The organism is Pilosibacter sp. YYHA0881 (assembly GCF_051602715.1).
Lineage (GTDB): Bacteria > Bacillota > Clostridia > Lachnospirales > Lachnospiraceae > Alitiscatomonas > Alitiscatomonas aceti.
Map to the genome: position 1 here is coordinate 765,902 of NZ_CP175657.1, position 17,126 is coordinate 783,027.

Annotated in this window: 14 protein-coding genes and 1 other RNA gene; 3 read left to right on the forward strand and 12 right to left on the reverse strand. The window is 54.1% G+C overall.

All coding sequences use genetic code 11. The features are described from left to right. Positions 1–3: 3 nt before the first annotated feature. The 5 genes from ACI6NM_RS03720 to ACI6NM_RS03740 form a co-directional block, all read right to left on the reverse strand. Complete coding sequence (locus ACI6NM_RS03720; RefSeq protein ID WP_262426890.1) at positions 4–1,161, reverse strand: iron-containing alcohol dehydrogenase; 1,158 nt, start codon at positions 1,159–1,161, stop codon at positions 4–6. A 19-nt stretch (positions 1,162–1,180) separates the two neighbouring features. Continuing rightward, positions 1,181–2,518, reverse strand: a complete 1,338-nt coding sequence (locus tag ACI6NM_RS03725; protein ID WP_262426891.1) for an ABC transporter permease — start codon at positions 2,516–2,518, stop codon at positions 1,181–1,183. Further along, a complete protein-coding gene (locus tag ACI6NM_RS03730; RefSeq protein WP_158357509.1) occupies positions 2,505–4,409 on the reverse strand; it encodes a COG1361 S-layer family protein in 1,905 nt (634 codons plus the stop codon). Before ACI6NM_RS03730 ends, ACI6NM_RS03725 begins: the two co-directional genes overlap by 14 nt. Continuing rightward, a complete protein-coding gene (locus ACI6NM_RS03735) occupies positions 4,406–5,176 on the reverse strand; it encodes an ABC transporter ATP-binding protein (RefSeq protein ID WP_262426911.1) in 771 nt (256 codons plus the stop codon). Before ACI6NM_RS03735 ends, ACI6NM_RS03730 begins: the two co-directional genes overlap by 4 nt. A gap of 145 nt (positions 5,177–5,321) precedes the next feature. Beyond that, positions 5,322–6,134, reverse strand: a complete 813-nt coding sequence (locus ACI6NM_RS03740) for a hypothetical protein (protein ID WP_262426892.1) — start codon at positions 6,132–6,134, stop codon at positions 5,322–5,324. Between the two features lie 181 nt (positions 6,135–6,315). Between ACI6NM_RS03740 and pyrB the strand changes: the two genes are divergently transcribed. The 3 genes from pyrB to ACI6NM_RS03755 are packed head-to-tail and all read left to right on the forward strand — an operon-like array spanning position 6,316 to position 8,402. After that, the gene (gene pyrB, locus ACI6NM_RS03745; RefSeq protein WP_262426893.1) at positions 6,316–7,239 is read left to right on the forward strand and encodes an aspartate carbamoyltransferase; all 924 of its coding nucleotides are present in this window, start codon (positions 6,316–6,318) and stop codon (positions 7,237–7,239) included. Next, the gene (locus ACI6NM_RS03750) at positions 7,233–7,655 is read left to right on the forward strand and encodes an aspartate carbamoyltransferase regulatory subunit (protein WP_022274031.1); all 423 of its coding nucleotides are present in this window, start codon (positions 7,233–7,235) and stop codon (positions 7,653–7,655) included. The genes pyrB and ACI6NM_RS03750 overlap by 7 nt, the downstream gene beginning before the upstream one ends. 3 nt (positions 7,656–7,658) lie before the next feature. After that, positions 7,659–8,402, forward strand: coding sequence for a sulfite exporter TauE/SafE family protein (locus tag ACI6NM_RS03755; RefSeq protein WP_262426894.1), 744 nt, complete (start codon positions 7,659–7,661; stop codon positions 8,400–8,402). Positions 8,403–8,471: 69 nt separating this feature from the next. Here ACI6NM_RS03755 and ACI6NM_RS03760 read toward each other — a convergent pair whose 3' ends face one another. The 7 genes from ACI6NM_RS03760 to dnaG form a co-directional block, all read right to left on the reverse strand. Further along, entirely contained in the window at positions 8,472–10,514 is a 2,043-nt protein-coding gene (locus tag ACI6NM_RS03760) for a tetratricopeptide repeat protein (RefSeq protein WP_262426895.1), read from the reverse strand. A 94-nt stretch (positions 10,515–10,608) separates the two neighbouring features. Beyond that, positions 10,609–10,955: RNase P RNA component class A (gene rnpB / locus ACI6NM_RS03765), an RNA gene on the reverse strand. 70 nt (positions 10,956–11,025) lie between these two features. Then, the gene (locus tag ACI6NM_RS03770) at positions 11,026–12,681 is read right to left on the reverse strand and encodes a nucleoside kinase (protein ID WP_262426912.1); all 1,656 of its coding nucleotides are present in this window, start codon (positions 12,679–12,681) and stop codon (positions 11,026–11,028) included. Positions 12,682–12,700: 19 nt separating this feature from the next. Continuing rightward, positions 12,701–13,501 (reverse strand): Nif3-like dinuclear metal center hexameric protein, encoded by an 801-nt coding sequence (locus ACI6NM_RS03775; protein WP_262426896.1) that lies wholly within the window; start codon positions 13,499–13,501, stop codon positions 12,701–12,703. After that, entirely contained in the window at positions 13,488–14,195 is a 708-nt protein-coding gene (locus ACI6NM_RS03780) for a tRNA (adenine(22)-N(1))-methyltransferase TrmK (protein ID WP_438501026.1), read from the reverse strand. The genes ACI6NM_RS03775 and ACI6NM_RS03780 overlap by 14 nt, the downstream gene beginning before the upstream one ends. Positions 14,196–14,225: 30 nt before the next feature. Beyond that, on the reverse strand, positions 14,226–15,338 hold the full coding sequence (rpoD, locus tag ACI6NM_RS03785; RefSeq protein WP_262426898.1) for an RNA polymerase sigma factor RpoD: 1,113 nt from the start codon (positions 15,336–15,338) through the stop codon (positions 14,226–14,228). Between the two features lie 27 nt (positions 15,339–15,365). Further along, positions 15,366–17,126: a DNA primase gene (dnaG, locus tag ACI6NM_RS03790; protein ID WP_262426899.1), complete on the reverse strand. Its 1,761-nt coding sequence runs from the start codon at positions 17,124–17,126 to the stop codon at positions 15,366–15,368.

The following is a 17,126-nucleotide window of genomic DNA, read 5'->3' on the forward strand; positions in this document are numbered from 1 at the left end:
CGCCTACATGGCTTCCTTAAAGATCTGGAGGATCTCATCCTTCGTCAGCTCCACATACGTTCCCTTCATGCGGGATGCGGACTTTTCTGCCATGATCTCCAGATATTTTTCGTCGATCCCCACCTCGGACAGCCTTGACGGAAGCCCCAGGGCCTTAAAATAATCGGCCGTCCGTTTGATGGCCAGCTCTGCCGCCTCCATAGACGGCAGATCCGCCGGCACGTCCCAGACGTTGACGCCGTAGGTACGGAACTTTTCCACCGTCCTGGTGTTTAATACATGGCGCATCCAGTGGGGCGTCAGGATCGCCAGACCAGCTCCATGGGTGATATCGTAATACGCCGACAGCTCATGCTCCATGGGGTGGACCGACCAGGGAACCAGCTTTCCCAGCTTCAGAAAATCGTTAATGGCCCAGCTTCCAGCCCACATGAGATTGGCCCGGGCCTCATAATCATCGGGATGCTCCACCGCCCGGATCCCGAACTGGATACAGGTCTTAAGGAGCCCCTCGGCCATGCGGTCCTGCATATATCCCTCGGCATTGGAGAAATACGATTCCAGGATATGGGACATGATATCCGCCGTGCCCGCGGCTGTATGCCAGGCGTTGACGGTCTCTGTGTAGGAGGGGTCCATAATGGCCGCCTTTGGACGGATATGCTCGCTCTTGGTTCCCAGCTTATTGTTGGAGGCCATATCGGAGATCACGGCCGCCGTGTCCATTTCCGAGCCGGTGGCCGCCAGGGTAAGGACCGCAACGATAGGAAGGGCTGCCTGGATCTTCTTCCCGTCCAGTACCAGGTCCCAGGCGTCGCCGTCATAAAGGGCACCGGCGGCAATGATCTTGGCACAGTCGATGGTGGAGCCGCCGCCGATGGGGAGAACGACTTCGATATTTCCAGCCTTGCAGAACTCTGCGCCCTTTCTCACTGTTTCGATCCTGGGATTGGGCTCCACGCCCCCCAGTTCTTCCCATGCAATGCCTTCATGCTCAAGGATCTCTGTCACACGGTCAAAAATACCGTTCTTTTTCACGCTTCCCCCGCCATAGACGATCAGCGCCTTCTTCCCGTAGGGACGCACTGCCTGGGACACATGTTCGATCTGCCCCTTCCCAAAATAAATGGTGGTGGGGATGGAATAAATAAAATTCTCCATAGATGCCTCCTTTTCCTGCCTATTCGTTTCTGATGGCTGCCAGAGGGCTCAGCTTCATGGCCCTTAAGGCCGGGAACAGTCCTGCCAGCATACCGATGACAATGGCAAAGCCCACAGCCGCCGCCGAAAGCCACATGGGGATGCGGGAAATATCCCCGCCGCCTCCGCCCATGCCCATGAGCCCGGAACCGAGAAATTTATTGATCAGGCTGGAAACGCCGTAGCTTAACAAAAGCCCGGCCGCTCCGCCCATGAGCCCGATGAATCCGGCTTCAATGAGGAACATGCTGCGGATGTCTCCCAGGGCGCACCCCAGCACCTTCAGAACGCCGATCTCCCTGGTCCTTTCGTAGATGGACATCATCATGGTATTGGCGATACCGATGGCCGCCACAAAAAGGGATACGGCTCCGATGCCTCCCAGCACCGCCTGGATCATATCCATCTGCTCCTGGGCCTGCTCCAGCCACTGCATGCTGCTGTGGGCCTCATATCCCATATCCGTTACAGCCGCCTGCACCTCCATGACGTTGTTCATATCGTCCACATAGACATACGCGTTGTCATAAACGTAATAGTTATAGGGCTTTCCCTTTTTATTGACGGGCTGCCCGGGGATCGGGTTCTTTTTATAGATACGCTTTAACTGGGTCTTCAGGATCTCCACGTCCGTGTATATGCCATAGCTGTATTCATTATACATCGGATTTCCGTTTTCGTCAGTATCACTTTTTACAAGTCCGCTGACAGGAAACACATATTTTTTCTGCTTGCCGCTTTCCTCGGCTCCGGAACTCTGGAACATGGTAAAAAACGGCTTTCCGTAAAGATCCACCGCCGGCTGCTCTCCCGTCTCCCAGAAGCCCCTGCCTGTTTTGGCCTCCCAGAAGTTCTGGGCGACCATGGGACCCACCACCAGCTCCATGGTGCCGGAGGACGGATCCGGAAGCCGTCCCTCCCCCAGCTCGATCTCCTCCAGGGCCTCGCGGCTTAAGCCCTCGATCCTGGAGGAGCCTTCGTACGCGCCCTGGCGCATCTGCACATAGGTGGAGAGCACCGGGGAGACGGCCTTCACATGGGGGATCGCTTTAAAGCTTTCGATGGTCTTATCGGTAATAAAGCCGTCCTCCTCGTTTTCCGAGCCGCCCATGCCATAATTCCGGTACACCTGGATCTTTGTAAGGCTTCCCGAGGACTCGTACTGCTCCACCGTGATCTCCTTAAGGCCGATGCCCAGGGAGACCATGACCACGATGGAGGCAGTTCCGATAACGACGCCAAGGACCGTAAGACCGGTCCTCAGCTTTCTTCGTCTCAGATTGTTAATGCTCATCCGGAGCAGATCAGAGAATTTCATCGTCCATTCCCGCTTTCTTCTTTTTCCGCTTGATAAGAACAACGACCAGTATCAGAAGGACGGCGGCTGCGGCTCCCAGGGGAACGGCATATTTTTTAAGAAGCTCCATTTTCGTGGGCTCCGGCTCCGGGATGTCCATATTTCCCACGTCCATGGACGGATCGTCCATGATCACCGGCTCTGTCACAAAGAGCTGGACCTCCTTTTCCACCGGCGTCACCACGCCGTTTTCGTCCTCGTATGTAATGGTAAGGCGGATCTTCCCTTCGTCCATGGTCGGGGCAGCTCCGGCGACCATGACATCCACGTTGCCGCTCTCTCCGGGCTTTATATTGCCCACATAGCTCTCCGCCCGCTGGATGGAATCCGCCTCAAAAATGGCGGTCACGTTATAAAGGGTCACCTTTCCCGTGTTGTTGATGGGGAACATGATGTTGGTCTCGGTCCCCACCTCGATAGAATCGGGCATGACCTCGATGGTTCCCGTATTGAGCCTGGCCTCCTGCTTTAAGGCCACGGCGATCTTCACCGTCTCCTTGGCATTTTTAAACTCCGGGCTGTCGTACTGCTCTGTAATGGTGATGTTATAGGCCCGCTGCTCGGCGCTGGGGCTGGAGGTGAATTTCATGGTCAGCACTTCCGACGCTCCGGGAGCCAGGCTGTTGACCACCACAGAGTTGGAGCCGTTGGCCGTGGTGAACACAGGGCTGTTTTCCACTGCCTCCGGTTCAAAGGTGAAAAGGATATTGGAGGCCGTAATGTCGCTGGATGCGTTTTTCATCTTCACCTTCAGCGTAAAATCCTGGCCCGCCAGGATCCTGGCCGGATCCGTCTCAAAGCTGTCCACGATGATACGGGCCTTAGTCCTTTCGTTTTCTCCGGCGTCGTCAGAAAGCTCGTCCTCCTCGTCCTTTCCGATGACCCGCACATAAAAGGTATCCTCCACCGGCGTTAAGAACGCCCCGTTTTCCTCTTCCCTGTACCGGATCTTAAATTTAATGGGATAATAGCCGCTCTTTGCCTCCTCCCGGATGGCCATGCTGTACGGCACCTCCACGGTCTGGTCCGGGTTTATATTGTTCATCCAGCGGTCATAGTTTCCATCGTTGATCTCAAAGGGGAACTTGGTGATATCCTCGGAAAGCTCCATTTCCACCCGCACGTCATAGGCGGTCTTGTAGCCTGTGTTCCTGAGGTTCATATTAAAATTCATGACCTCATTGTAGTTTGCCTGGGGTGTGGACTGGTTCTCTCCCAGGGCAAAGCCGATGGGCTCGGTGCTGGACTCGTCGGATTCAGAGGTGGAAGACGCCTCCTTTGTCTCTGCCCATACCATGACGGTCTTCTGGAACTCGCCCGACATACCGTCCTCGCCTCTGGAACGCTTGGAAATATACAGCTTTACAGGATAATAGCCTTCCTTCAGGTTCTTTTTTACATTGACCCGCAGGTTTACGGTCTTTTTAGCCCCTGCGTTGATGTGGCCGATCTTATAGTGCTTATTCAGGCTGTCGGTGATCTCAAAGGGGTAGGTGGCGTTCATGGTCTTGATGATCTCGCCGTCCTCGTCCTCGATCTCGTCGTAATATCCCTGGTAATCGGCCTCCGGCGCGATCCAGATCTCACTCTCCAGCCAGTCTGTATCGGTGGTATTTTTTACGGCAATGGAGATAGTGGAAGATTTTCCGATGGTGATGGAGGGAGTTTTCCCGATCACGATGCGCACCACCTCATTATCGTCATCCTTATGGAAGACCTTGGGGATCTCCAGATCCTCGTTCTCCGTCTCCTTCTCGTCTGCCAGGGCTGTAAAGGCTGTGGAGGGCGCCGCCCCCAGAAGCACCGCCGCTGCCATAAATAAAATAAATATCCGCTTTAACCGCTCTCTCATAGATTTTCCCCGCTTTCTTTTTCCTCTGTCATTTTCTTCTGGGGCGTTTCCTCCCGGGCCGCCTCCTTACAGTCCTTATTTTTCTGGGCCCCTTCCTCCCGGGCCGCTTCCAGGTCCGCTTCTTTATGGTTTTCTTCAATGCTGACGATCTTTCCGTCAATGATCTTGATGATCCTGTCCGCATAGGTGGCCAGATTGTTGTCATGGGTCACCATCACCAGAGTCTGGTTCCGTTCCCGCACAATGGTCTGCATCAGCTTTAAGACCTCCATGGTGGTTTTGGAATCCAGGTTCCCTGTGGGCTCGTCTGCAAAAATGATCTGGGGATCCACCGCCAGGGCTCTGGCGATGCCCACCCGCTGCTGCTGGCCGCCGGACATCTGGTTGGGCATATGGGTCATAAATCTTTCCAGGCCCACCAGCTTCAGATATTCCTTGGCCCGCTTGGCCCGCTTGGCCTTTCCCATTCCTCGGAAGGACAGGGGAAGGGCCACATTCTCCACTGCGTCCATGGTGGCGATCAGGTTATAGGACTGGAAGATAAAACCCACCCGCTCCCGCCGGAACGTCACAAGCTGCTTCTCGTTCAGCTTTTCTATGTGCTTTCCGGCAATGACGATCTCTCCCTTAGAAGGGTGCTCCAGACCGGCCAGCATGTTCAGCAGTGTGGATTTTCCAGAACCCGAGGGGCCTGTAATGGCACAGAATTCTCCCCGGCGGATATCCAGATCCACACCGTTTAACGCATAGACCTTCGTATCGCCCATGCGGTATACCTTATAGAGATCCCGTACCCGGATCACCACTTCCCGCTTTTTCTCCGCTTCCACGCGCATCCCTCTCCTTATATTTCTTTCTATATGCCTATTATCATTATATAAAAACCATGTCCCATTGGATATAGAGAATTGCTTAACAATTCTTACAAATTTTTGCGCCCTCCGTGCGTCTCTGGAATTCCCGCAGGTATTCCTCCAGGGATACGTACTGGCCGTTGTTGACCCGGTACGCCGGGTTCCACATGCGGATCACCTGTATATCGGCCTGGGCCAGATCCTTTACAGGCTTAAACCGGCGGTCTGCCGGCAGGATATCGCCAGCCACCACGTCCTTCCATTTCATATAGGTCTCCTGGTTCTTCTTCGTTTTTTTATTCTGGAACACCTCCATGGCCACCAGGCGGAAAATGTCCTCGCCGCAGCAGATGATGGTCCTGGGCTCCAGGAGCTGGATCTGCCGCTTCAGAAATTCCGAATAATAAAATCCGTAATCCATGCTGATATCATCGGCTGCGCCCTTTCCTCCCCTCTTATTCACGTAGATCACCGCCGTTTTCAAAAGAGGGGCTTTATCGCCGGACGCGGATCCTCCGTCCAGGATCCTTTTCATCCCCCTCAGATAAGGCAGGTACTCCACTTCCCCCGACGGGCTCCTGCCTGTCCGCAGGTCTCTCCGGACATCGGAGACCACCGGCATGGTCTGGCCCTTTCTGATCTGCTTTTTCATGCTGGTCTCCTTCAGTATGAAAAGAGTCCCATCGTAATGCTCCGGGGACACAGCGCCGTCTATATGAAAGCTCCTGGGGTCGATCTCCTCATAGCACGTGCTCCCAAAGGGCTCCTCCTCCATCTGCTGCATCATCTGCCATAAAAGATACAGCTCCTCCAGGCTCCCGCATCTGGCAGCCTGGCCTTCTATTACGATCTGCTCCATGGTTTTTCTCATTGGTCTCTCCATCCACTTAAATTTTCATTTGAGGATATTATAACATATTTTTGAAAAAAATGTAGAATTTCCCCTGGCTATCCGTTATAATGAGGGTACCAGGGCCAGAATGCCAAGGACCCGGCGCGGCCTTGTCCGCCGGCAGCTTTCCGGCCCGGGATCAATGAAAGGAGAATATTTCATGAGACATTTACTGAGTCCTCTGGATCTTTCCGTCGAAGAGACTGATCAGTTATTATCCCTGGCATCTGACATCGAAAAGAATCGCTCCAAATATGCCCACGTATGTGACGGCAAAAAGCTGGCGACTCTTTTTTTTGAGCCCAGCACCAGAACACGGCTGAGCTTTGAATCCGCCATGCTGAGCCTGGGCGGCAGCGTCCTCGGCGTTTCTTCGGCTGATTCCAGCTCTGCGGCCAAAGGCGAGAGTGTTTCCGATACGATCCGCGTGATCTCCTGCTACGCTGACATCTGCGCCATGCGCCACCCCAAAGAGGGATCCGCATACGTGGCGGCCTCCAAATCTTCCATCCCTGTGATCAATGCCGGAGACGGCGGCCACCAGCATCCCACCCAGACCCTGACCGACCTTCTGACCATTAAAAGCTTAAAGGGACGCCTGGGGGACATGACTGTGGGCCTCTGCGGCGATCTGAAATTTGGCCGTACGGTCCACTCCCTGATCCACGCCCTGGTACGCTACCCGGGGATCCGTTTCGTACTGATCTCTCCGCCGGAGCTTAAGGTGCCCGATTACATCAAGGAAAACGTCCTGGACGCCAACCACATCCCCTACCGTGAGACCACCAACCTGGATGACGCTATGGAGGAGTTAGATATCCTGTACATGACCAGAGTCCAGAGAGAGCGTTTCTTCAACGAAGAGGATTACATCCGCATGAAGGACTGCTATATCCTTGACCAGGAAAAAATGAAGCTGGCAAAACCCGATATGTTCGTACTCCACCCCCTTCCCAGGGTCAACGAGATCTCCGTGGAGGTGGACGACGATCCCAGAGCCGCCTATTTTAAGCAGGCCCAGTACGGCGTTTATGTACGTATGGCTCTGATCATGACTTTACTGGAGGTGGAAAAACCATGTTAAATATCAGCGGCATCAAAGAAGGCGTTGTTTTAGATCACATCCAGGCCGGAAAGAGCATGGAGATCTATAAATATCTGGGACTGGGAAAAATGGACTGCACCGTGGCCATCATCAAAAACGCCCGGAGCAGCAAGATGGGGAGAAAAGACATCATAAAGATCGAGGGACCCCTGGATTCCCTGGACCTGGATGTATTGGGCTATATCGACCACACCATCACCGTCAACATCATCCGGGACGAGCGGATCGTGGAAAAGCGCTGCTTAAGCCTTCCCGACCGTCTTGTCAACGTGATCCACTGCAAGAATCCCCGGTGCATCACATCCGTGGAGCAGGAGCTTCCCCATATCTTCTATCTGGCTGATAAAGAAAAGGAAGTCTACCGCTGCCAGTACTGTGACGAGAAGCACAGCTAGGCCATGCTGACCATCCCTGTTTTTCTGGCCGTCACGGCGGCCTATATGGTAAAAGGCATGTGCGGCTTTGCCAACACCCTGGTCTTCGGCACCCTGGCAGGATTTTTCACTGACAATGTGAATATTTCTCCAGTGGATCTTCTGTTGGGCTATCCCTCCAATCTGTGGATCGCCTGGACGGAATGGAAGGGGATCCGGCCAAAGATCTGGATCCCTCTGAGCCTCCTGGTGATCGCTGGCTCCATACCAGGGGTGTTCCTTCTGAAGACCGGAGATGCCAGGACCATTAAGATCCTTTTCGGCTTTGTGGTGGTATTCTTAGGTCTGGAAATGTTTTTAAGGGAGCGGAAAGCCTCTGGATCCGGAACCCCCGGCTCTGAAAAAAGCGCGTCCCCGGCTCTTCTGGTGATCATAGGACTCCTCTCCGGTATCCTCTGCGGGCTTTTTGGCGTCAGCGCCCTTCTTGTGGCCTATGTGAGCCGTACCGCCGGAGACCAGAGCCAGTTCCGGGCCAACAACTGTATGGTTTTTCTGGCAGAAAACACCTTCCGCCTGTTCCTCTATGGATCCACAGGGATCCTGACCCTGGAGGCTGCAAAAACAGCCCTCTGTCTGGCTCCCTTTATGGTCCTGGGACTCTTTATCGGGATCTTTTTCCACAGACGGCTGCCGGAGCGGACAGCCAGGCTGTCAGTGACTGTCCTTCTGATGGTCTCCGGACTCTCTCTGATCCTGGATCACTTATAAGCCGGCTGTCCTATGACAAAAAAGACGTTTTCCTCCATTTTCATGGAACAGAAAACGTCTTTTCTTTATTTACTGGCCATTGATCTCGCGGATCTTTTCAATATCCACTGTTTCATTGGTACCTGTGGCCCTGGCGTCAAACTGGACTGCAAAGGTGGTGCCCTCCGGAAGTGTCTTGTTCCGCAGGGATTCCCTGTACTCCTCCGCATCCTTTACCACCACGCCGTCTCCGGCCAGGCTCTGGCCCGGGAATACCCAGATCACCATATCGCCCATACCAAGCTCATAGGTGGATTCCTCCAGGATCCACTGGACCTGCATCCCATACTGGCTCATGCATTTATAAACATCATTTAAGGTGAGGCTTACGCCTTCTGCGCCGGAGAACAGCTCTTCCTTTTTGACCGCATAGGCTCCGCTTCCCTCCCTGGCTTTATTTAAAAGCTCCGGATTCAGTTTGAGACTGCCGCTGTGGGTTCCGGAACCAGAACCGGACGGCTTCGTCTCCTGGGAGGTCTCCTCCTGGCCTTCGCTCTCCTGGCCGCTCTCAGTCTCTTCTTCTGCCTCCGGCTCGGTCTCCTCCTCTGTCTCCTCTTCTGTGGGGACCGTTCCGATCTTCTTTCCGTCCGGACCCACCATGAATCCGTCCGGAGTCTCCTCATTGGTCAGCAGACGGCCGTCATCCATGAAATAATATTCGCTGCCGTCCAGGTTCTGCCATCCCATGACAGAACAGCCGTAGGCCGCTCCCTGGGCAGGATTAAAGTAATAAATATCGCCGTCTCCCGCGTCGTACCAGCCGGTCCGGAAGGTACCGTCCTCATTGAGGTAATACGTTCCGTTTTCATTGGATAAAAAGCCCGGAACGATGCTGGCAGGCGATAAAACATAGGCCCTCTTGAAATAAGACATGGCTCCGGGCCCGTCTCCGTTCTCCAGGAGCTCTCCAGCCTTCATGGCCGCCTCGTCGGCTGCCGTGGCCCTGTAATTTTCCAGCTCGCCCTTGTAGCTTTCATCATCCGGCTTTAAGGCCACCGCCTTCTCCCAGAAGCTTAAGCCTGCGGCCATATCCTCTGTTTCCGAATAATAACCGGAGATCTCGTAAAGCAGATCGTCAAACCGCTCGTTTGCCGCAGCGTCTGCATTCATGAACTTGGCCACTGCCTCATCCACCACGGTCTTTGCTGCCGCCAGATCACCGGAATCCATATGAAGGGCGATCATGGTCACATAAATATCCATGGTATCCGGGGACAGCTCCCTGGCTTTTGTCAGGTATGTAACTGCCTCCTCCGTATTTCCCTCATTAAAGCACTGCTCTCCATAACGGGCATAGGCCGTGGCAAGGCTGCTCTGTATGGACGGATCCTCTTTGTTTTCCAGATTCTCCAGGATCTCGATGGATTTCTTATATTCCTCCATCATCGCATAGGCATTGCTTAAGGCAAGGCGGGTATTGTCATCGCCCCGTCCTGCCTCCAGGAGGTTTTCCAGACAGGGAATGGCATACTCGTAATTCTCCTCCTCCACAAATTTCTGCCCCAGCTCCGTCAGGCTCTTGAACCGGATCTCCTCCAGCTCCTTATCGCCGGTAACCAGACAGCCTTCCTCCAGCACCACGTCGGCGCTGTCGTACTCCTCCAGATACAGGTAGACCTGGTGGAGTCCCAGATACGCTTTTTTGCAGGTCTCATCTGCGGCAATGGCCCGGTCGTAGGCTTCAATGGCGCTGTCAAACTCCTCGTCATTAAAATACTTCTCCGCATATTCCGTACACACTTCCACGTACCGGTCCCGCAGGGCCTCGTCCTGGGATGCCTCCCAGCCCTGTTCCAGGATATCCATGGCTTCCATATCCATTTCCTGGTCCGCATAGATCTCGCTCAGCTTCAGATAGACGTCCACATCCTCCGGATCCAGCTCCACTGCCTCAAGAAGCGCCTCGATGGCCTCATCAAACTTCTGCTCGCCCAGATACTTTTCTGCCAGGGCCATCTGCTCCCGGATCTTGGGATTCTCTTCTTTTGCCGTTTCCTCCTTTCTGCTGCACCCTGCACAGAGAACAGCAAAGGCCAGCAGAAGGAAAAGCGCCCGTTTTATTTTTGTACTCATTGAATGCTCTCCTGTAAAAATGTTGCTTTTGTTGGATAAAAATAGAATCCCGGAAACGGGATTCTCCGCCGGTCTGACACCGGTCTTTTATAAGGCTCTGAGCAAGACTGTAAGCCGGGTTATGTCCTGGATGGTCATCTATCTAGGCTGTCTGTCGCCAGACAGCTCAAGCGGCCTACCCGGGAGCAGACGGGCCGCCTTATGCTCCCTGTTCGGCCTTGCTTCGGATGGGGTTTACATGTGCCCTCTCTGTTACCAGCGAGGCGGTAGTCTCTTACACTGCCTTTCCACCCTTACACGGCAAGCCGTGCGGTTTATTTCTGTTGCACTGTCCCTGGAGTCGCCTCCGCCAGACGTTATCTGGCACCCTGCCCTTTGAAGCCCGGACTTTCCTCTCCTGCATCCTTTCGGTCATGCAGCAGCGACCATCTGTCTTACTCAGAACCTCCTTACTATACCACAATTTTTTTCGTATGTCCATACCGCCGTTCTGGCATTTTCTTCTATCCCTTTATACCTTCAGGCAGCTTCCTCCGATAAACTCCCGGATAATGGAGTTTTTGGGGATGATCTCGCTGTCGATCCCCAGGAAATAATCCAGGAATTTCAGCAGCCGCTTTGCCTCGTCGTACTCCGGCACATCCCTGGGGATGCTGAATAAAAGGGGCTCCGCATACAGCTTCAGCACCGCCAGCTCATAGACCAGCGCTGAGTTGAACATCACATCTGCCTGCTCCTGGAAGGGGAAGATATTCTTATCCTCGCCCCGGCGCACCGACGACCAGCGGCGGATGGTCTCCAGAGCCGAGGTCCCCCTGGTCCTGGCATCCCGCACCATGCGGCGGATGATCCGCCCGTCTGCCGTGGGGATCCGGTTATGCTCGTCCACGTTCAGCTGGGTCAGGGCGCTGATATAGATCTTAAACCGGCTTTCTGCCGGAAGGGAATAGCTGAGCTTATCATTGAGGCAGTGGATCCCCTCGATGATGAGCACATCGTTCTTTCCCAGCTTTAAAAAATCTCCATTGTATTCCCTGGTCCCGGTCACAAAGTTAAATCTGGGGATCTCCACCAGCCTGCCGTTTAAAAGACCATTCATGTCCTCATTGAATTTCTCAATGTCCACACATTCCAGGGCCTCCATGTCCAGTTTCCCGTTTTCATCCCTGGGATAATCCTCCCGGTTCTTGAAATAGTTATCCACAGCAATGGGATGGGGCGTATAGCCCAGGGCCCGGAACTGGGTAGCCAGCCGGTGGCTGAAGGTGGTCTTTCCAGAGGAGGACGGTCCGGCGATCATCACCAGCCTCTTGTCCCCGGCCTTTGCCGCCTGCTCGGCAATATTGCCGATGGTCTTTTCCTGGAGTGCTTCCTGCATCAGGATCAGATCCGCCGCTTTTCCTTCAGAGATCAGCCGGTTTAAGGTTCCCACATTGGGGACCTCCAGGCAATCGCTCCAGCGGTAGGAATCCCTCAGCACCTGGAACAGCTTTTCATGGTTTCCGCTTTTCTCCACCTTCCGGGGAGCTTTCGTTTCCGGGAGCAGGAGCAGAAAACCGGAGTGATATGGGATCAGGTCAAAATATTTCACATACCCCGTATTCTGTACCATGTATCCATAAAAATAATCCTCAAATTTTTCAATGCTGTAAATATTGACCCTGGACGCCCGCCGGTACATGAAGAGCTGCTCCTTATCATGCATCCCGTGGCGGCCGAACAGCTCCACTGCCTCATCGGTGTTGACGCTGCGCTTTACGATCGGCAGCTTTTTCTCCACCAGAACGTGCATCTCCTCCTTCACCCGGTCCAGGAGCTCTTCCGTCAGGGCCACGTCGCCCTCCAGTTCTCCATAGATCCCGTTTCCCAGGGCGAAATCCATCTGGACCTTTTTGATCTTCTCCCTGGGGATCACATCATAAAAGGCCTTCAGCATTACAAAAACTGCGCTCCGCTCATACGTCTTTTTCCCCACCGGATCCTGAAAGGTCAGAAATTCGATCTGGGACTCCTTCGTCAGCGTCTTGTGGAGCTCCTTCAGCTTCCCGTTGACCCGGGCCAGCAGGATATCCTCCTGGAACTCCGGCTGGAACTCCTCCGCCACTGTAAAGAGCGGCGTCCCCTCCGGGTATTCTCTGGTCTTTCCGCATGCATGAACCTTGATCATCATAAGCAGACCTCCTATCCTACACCACTGCCGCCGGGAAATGAACCGGCATTTTTAAAATCTGTATCTGGTCTCCCAGTCTTTGTCTCAGGTATCCCTCCATATAGTCCATAAAAATATGCTCCAGGCCGTAATGGCCGGCATCAATGATCATCAGTCCCTGGGCTGCCGCGTCGATGCCTGCATGGTGGCCGATGTCCCCGGTGATCAGCGCTTGGGCCCCTTTTTCCAGGGCCGCCTGGATGGTGCTGCCTCCAGAGCCCGGGCAGACAGCCGCCCGTACCACCAGCTCCTTTTCCCACAGCCCCTCTCCGTAAACCGTCACAAAGGGCAGGCCGAAGGTCTCCTTTACCCGGCGGGCCAGCTCCATTCCCGTCACAGGAGTCTCAAGGCTGCCTGTCTTTCCGATCCCATAAAGGACCCCATTCTCCTCTCCCATGGCTTCCAGCGGCTCTCCGCCGCAGATCCCGATCCGTTCTGCCGCCAGGTCCGCCATGCAGCCGGGGGCAGAATCAAAATTGGTGTGCATGGCAAAATAGGAAAGATCCGACTGGATCATCTCCACCAGCCGCCGGCCGATGAAGTCCTCATCGGTCACCCGCTTTATGGATCTGAAGATCAGCGGATGATGGCTTACGATCATATCTGCCCCCTGCCGGACAGCCAGAGCCACTGCCTCATCATCGGCATCCACACAGAGAAGGAGCTTCTTTACTTTCTTCTCCTTCCTTCCCGCCAGAAGCCCCGGGTTGTCCCACTCACAGGCCATACGATGGGGCGCCAGCTCCTCCAGTATATTTATGATCTCACTGCATCTCATTCTGTACCTCCCAGTTATACCGCAGATCCTCCTCTGCTTCCCGCTTCTTTGCAGCGGCCCGCTCCGAGTGTGCGCCCAGAGGACCCAGGCTTTCTGCCAGGGAGCAGAGCTTTTCTTCCTCTTCCTTTAAATATTTCAGAAAAACAGGATCCTTTGCATCAATCAGATATTGGCTGTAATAAAAAAATCGTTCCGGCCGCTCCTTCCGATCATCCTCTCTCTTCCTGCCCACAGAAAGGATCGTATAAAATTTCCCGTCCTCAAAGACCATCTCTTCTTTTTCCACCGGGAAACCGTTGTCCCAGAGCCATTTCCGCATTTTCGGGATCTCCGACTGGGGCGACAGGATCCATTGTCCCACAGAGTCCCACATGTGGCGTCCCTGCTCCAGGATATGTATCATCAGCTCTCCGCCCATCCCGGCAATGACCACTGCTTCCGCCTCTCCGGGAGACAGCTTTTCCAGTCCATCGGAGAGCCTGGTCTCGATCCTGTTTTCCAGACCCGCCATGGCCACCGATTCCTCTGCCCGGGACAGCGGGCCTTTCCGCACGTCCATGGCCAGGGCCCGCTTTACGGTCCCCCTTCTCACCAGCTCCACCGGCACATGGCCGTGGTCTGTGCCGATATCTGCCGCCGACTCTGCCGGCCTTACCATGGAAACTACCGTTTCCAGACGGTCTGATAATCTCATCGTTGTTCCATTCCTTCCAGTCTGTATTTTCTATTCGTCCAGATAATCCTTTAATTTTTTGCTGCGGCTGGGATGACGGAGCTTTCTCAGGGCCTTGGCCTCGATCTGACGGATCCGCTCCCTGGTGACGTTGAACTCCCGTCCCACCTCCTCCAGGGTCCTTGGCCGCCCGTCGTCCAGGCCGAACCGGAGCCTCAGCACCTTCTGCTCCCGTTCCGTCAATGTATCCAGGACCTCCATCAGCTGTTCATGGAGCAGGGTAAAGGTGGCCGCATCTGCCGGTACAGTCACCTGATCGTCCTGGATGAAATCGCCCAGATGGCTGTCCTCCTCCTCACCGATGGGCGTTTCCAGGGACACCGGATCCTGGGAGATCTTCATGATCTCCCGCACCCGTTCCACCGGAAGCTCCATTTCCTTTGCCACCTCCTCCGGAGACGGCTCCCGTCCCAGGGTCTGGAGAAGCTGTCTCTGGGCCCGTACCAGGCGGTTGATGGTCTCCACCATATGGACCGGGATCCGTATGGTCCTGGCCTGGTCCGCGATGGCCCTGGTAATGGCCTGGCGGATCCACCAGGTGGCATAGGTACTGAACTTATAGCCCTTCCGGTATTCAAATTTTTCCACTGCCTTTATGAGTCCCAGATTCCCCTCCTGGATCAGATCCAGGAACTGCATCCCGCGGCCCACATACCGTTTGGCGATGCTGACCACCAGACGGAGGTTGGCCTCTGCCAGCTTCTTTTTTGCCTCCTCGTCGCCCAGCTCCATGCGTTTTGCCAGCTCGATCTCCTCCTCAGAGGTCAGCAGCGGCACCTTTCCGATCTCTTTCAGGTACATACGCACCGGATCCTCGATCCCCACGCCCTCAGGCACCGAAAGATCCAGATTTTCCATATTTTCTTCTCCGGCCTCTTCTTCTGCAAACAGGTCCGGATCCATGTCGTCATCCGACGATATCTTAAGGACATCCACCTTCTTATTGTCCAGGAAGTCGTAAATTTGGTCCAGCTTTTCCGGTGTCAGCTCTTCTTTGGCAAATACATCGAGGATCTCCTGCTCTTCCAGGACATTCTTCTTCTTTTTTGCCGTTTCCAGGAGCTTGTCCAGTTTCTCTTCAAACGTAAGCATCTTTTCTTCCATAATTCCCATCCTTCCCGGCGTCTGGATCTAATCCAGTGAAATCTGCAGTGATGCCAGTTCTGACTGCATCTTTATGATTTTTTGCAGCTGTGTGATGTCCGTTGCTTTTCTGCTCTGTATCTCCAGACTGTTTTTCTTGATCTTCTTCACAGTCTCGGAAAACGCCTTCTTTTGTTCCTCATTATTTAAGGATTCAGAAAGACTGGCGTGAAAAAGCGCTGCCACCTCCCTGTATTGTTCCTCTCCCCCGATAAAATGATTCAGGATCTGGGCTGGATTCATATTTCCTTTTTTATGCTCCTCAAAGACCATAGCCGCTGCCTCCTTATAAAGGCCGTCTGAAAAGTCCTCGGGGCCGATGATCCTTTCGATCTTATCAAAAAGCTCTGGCTTCTCGATGAGCCAGGTAAGCAGGAGGCGCTGGGACCTGCGGATCCCGTCCTCCTTCTCTTTTCTGGGTTTTCTCTCCCGTTCCGGATCCGAAGCTTTGATGCCCGTTCCGTACTGTCCTCCCAGGGAAGACACCAGCCGCTTTAAGTCTTCCTGGGGGATCATGTATTCCCTGGCCACGGCCTCGGTGTAGGCGTCCCGCTCCAGCTTTTCCGGAAACTCCAGAAGCTTTCTTGCGGCCGCATTATAAAAAGCCGTCTTGGATTCGGGATCCTGCATATTGTACTGGCTCCGGATCACCGAGATCTCAAACATGAAGCTGCCCACAGCGCTGTCAATGCGCTTCTGGAACTCTTCCCTTCCCAGGTTCTTCATAAATTCATCCGGGTCCTTATAGGGCTTCATATCCAGAACCTTCACTGAGATCCCTGCTTCTTTTAAAATGGGGATCGCCCGCAAAGCCGCCTTGGTCCCGGCTCCATCGCTGTCATAGGTTAAGACTGCCTGGTCCGTATACCGCTTTAAAAGGGAAGCATGCTGGGAAGTAAAGGCCGTTCCCAGAGATGCCACGGCATTGGTGAAGCCTGCCTGGTGCATGGCGATCACATCCATATAGCCCTCGCAGACCAGCATATACCCGGCCCGGGATGTTCTTGCGAAGTTTAATCCGTACAGGTTCCGGCTCTTATCAAAAAGCTTCGTTTCCGGGGAGTTTAAATATTTGGGCTCTCCCTCGCCCATGACACGGCCTCCGAAGCCGATGAGCCGGTTATTGACATCCAGGATCGGGAACATGACCCGGTTCCAGAACTTGTCCCTGGATCCCCGTTCTTCAATATAGAACAGTCCGGTCTCTTTCAGGATCCCGTCTCCGTAGCCCTTGGACCGCATATACCGGTACAGGTCATCCGGTGTCTTCAGGGAATAGCCCAGGCCGAAGCGGCGGATGGTCTCGTCACTTAGGCCCCGGTTTCTGAAATACTCATATCCGACCCGTCCCTGGGGCTGCTTCAGCTGGTAATAAAAATAGTTTCCTGCCAGGCGGTTGATCTCCAGGAGCGTATTCTTAAGATCCGCCTGGGCCCTGGCCTCCTTGGAATACTCCACCTCCGGCAGGGTGATCCCAGCCCGGTCTGCCAGATATTTCACCGCCTCCACAAAGGAATAGTTTTCATATTCCATTACAAAGGTAATGACGTTTCCTCCGGCTCCGCAGCCAAAGCAGTAATACATCTGCTTCCCCGGCGATACGGAAAACGAAGGGGACTTCTCATTATGGAAGGGACACAGGCCAAAATAATTGGCCCCCTTCTTTTTCAGATTGACATACTGGGAGATCACGTCCACAATGTCATTTCTCGTTCGTACTTCTTCGATCACATCATCCGGGTAATACAT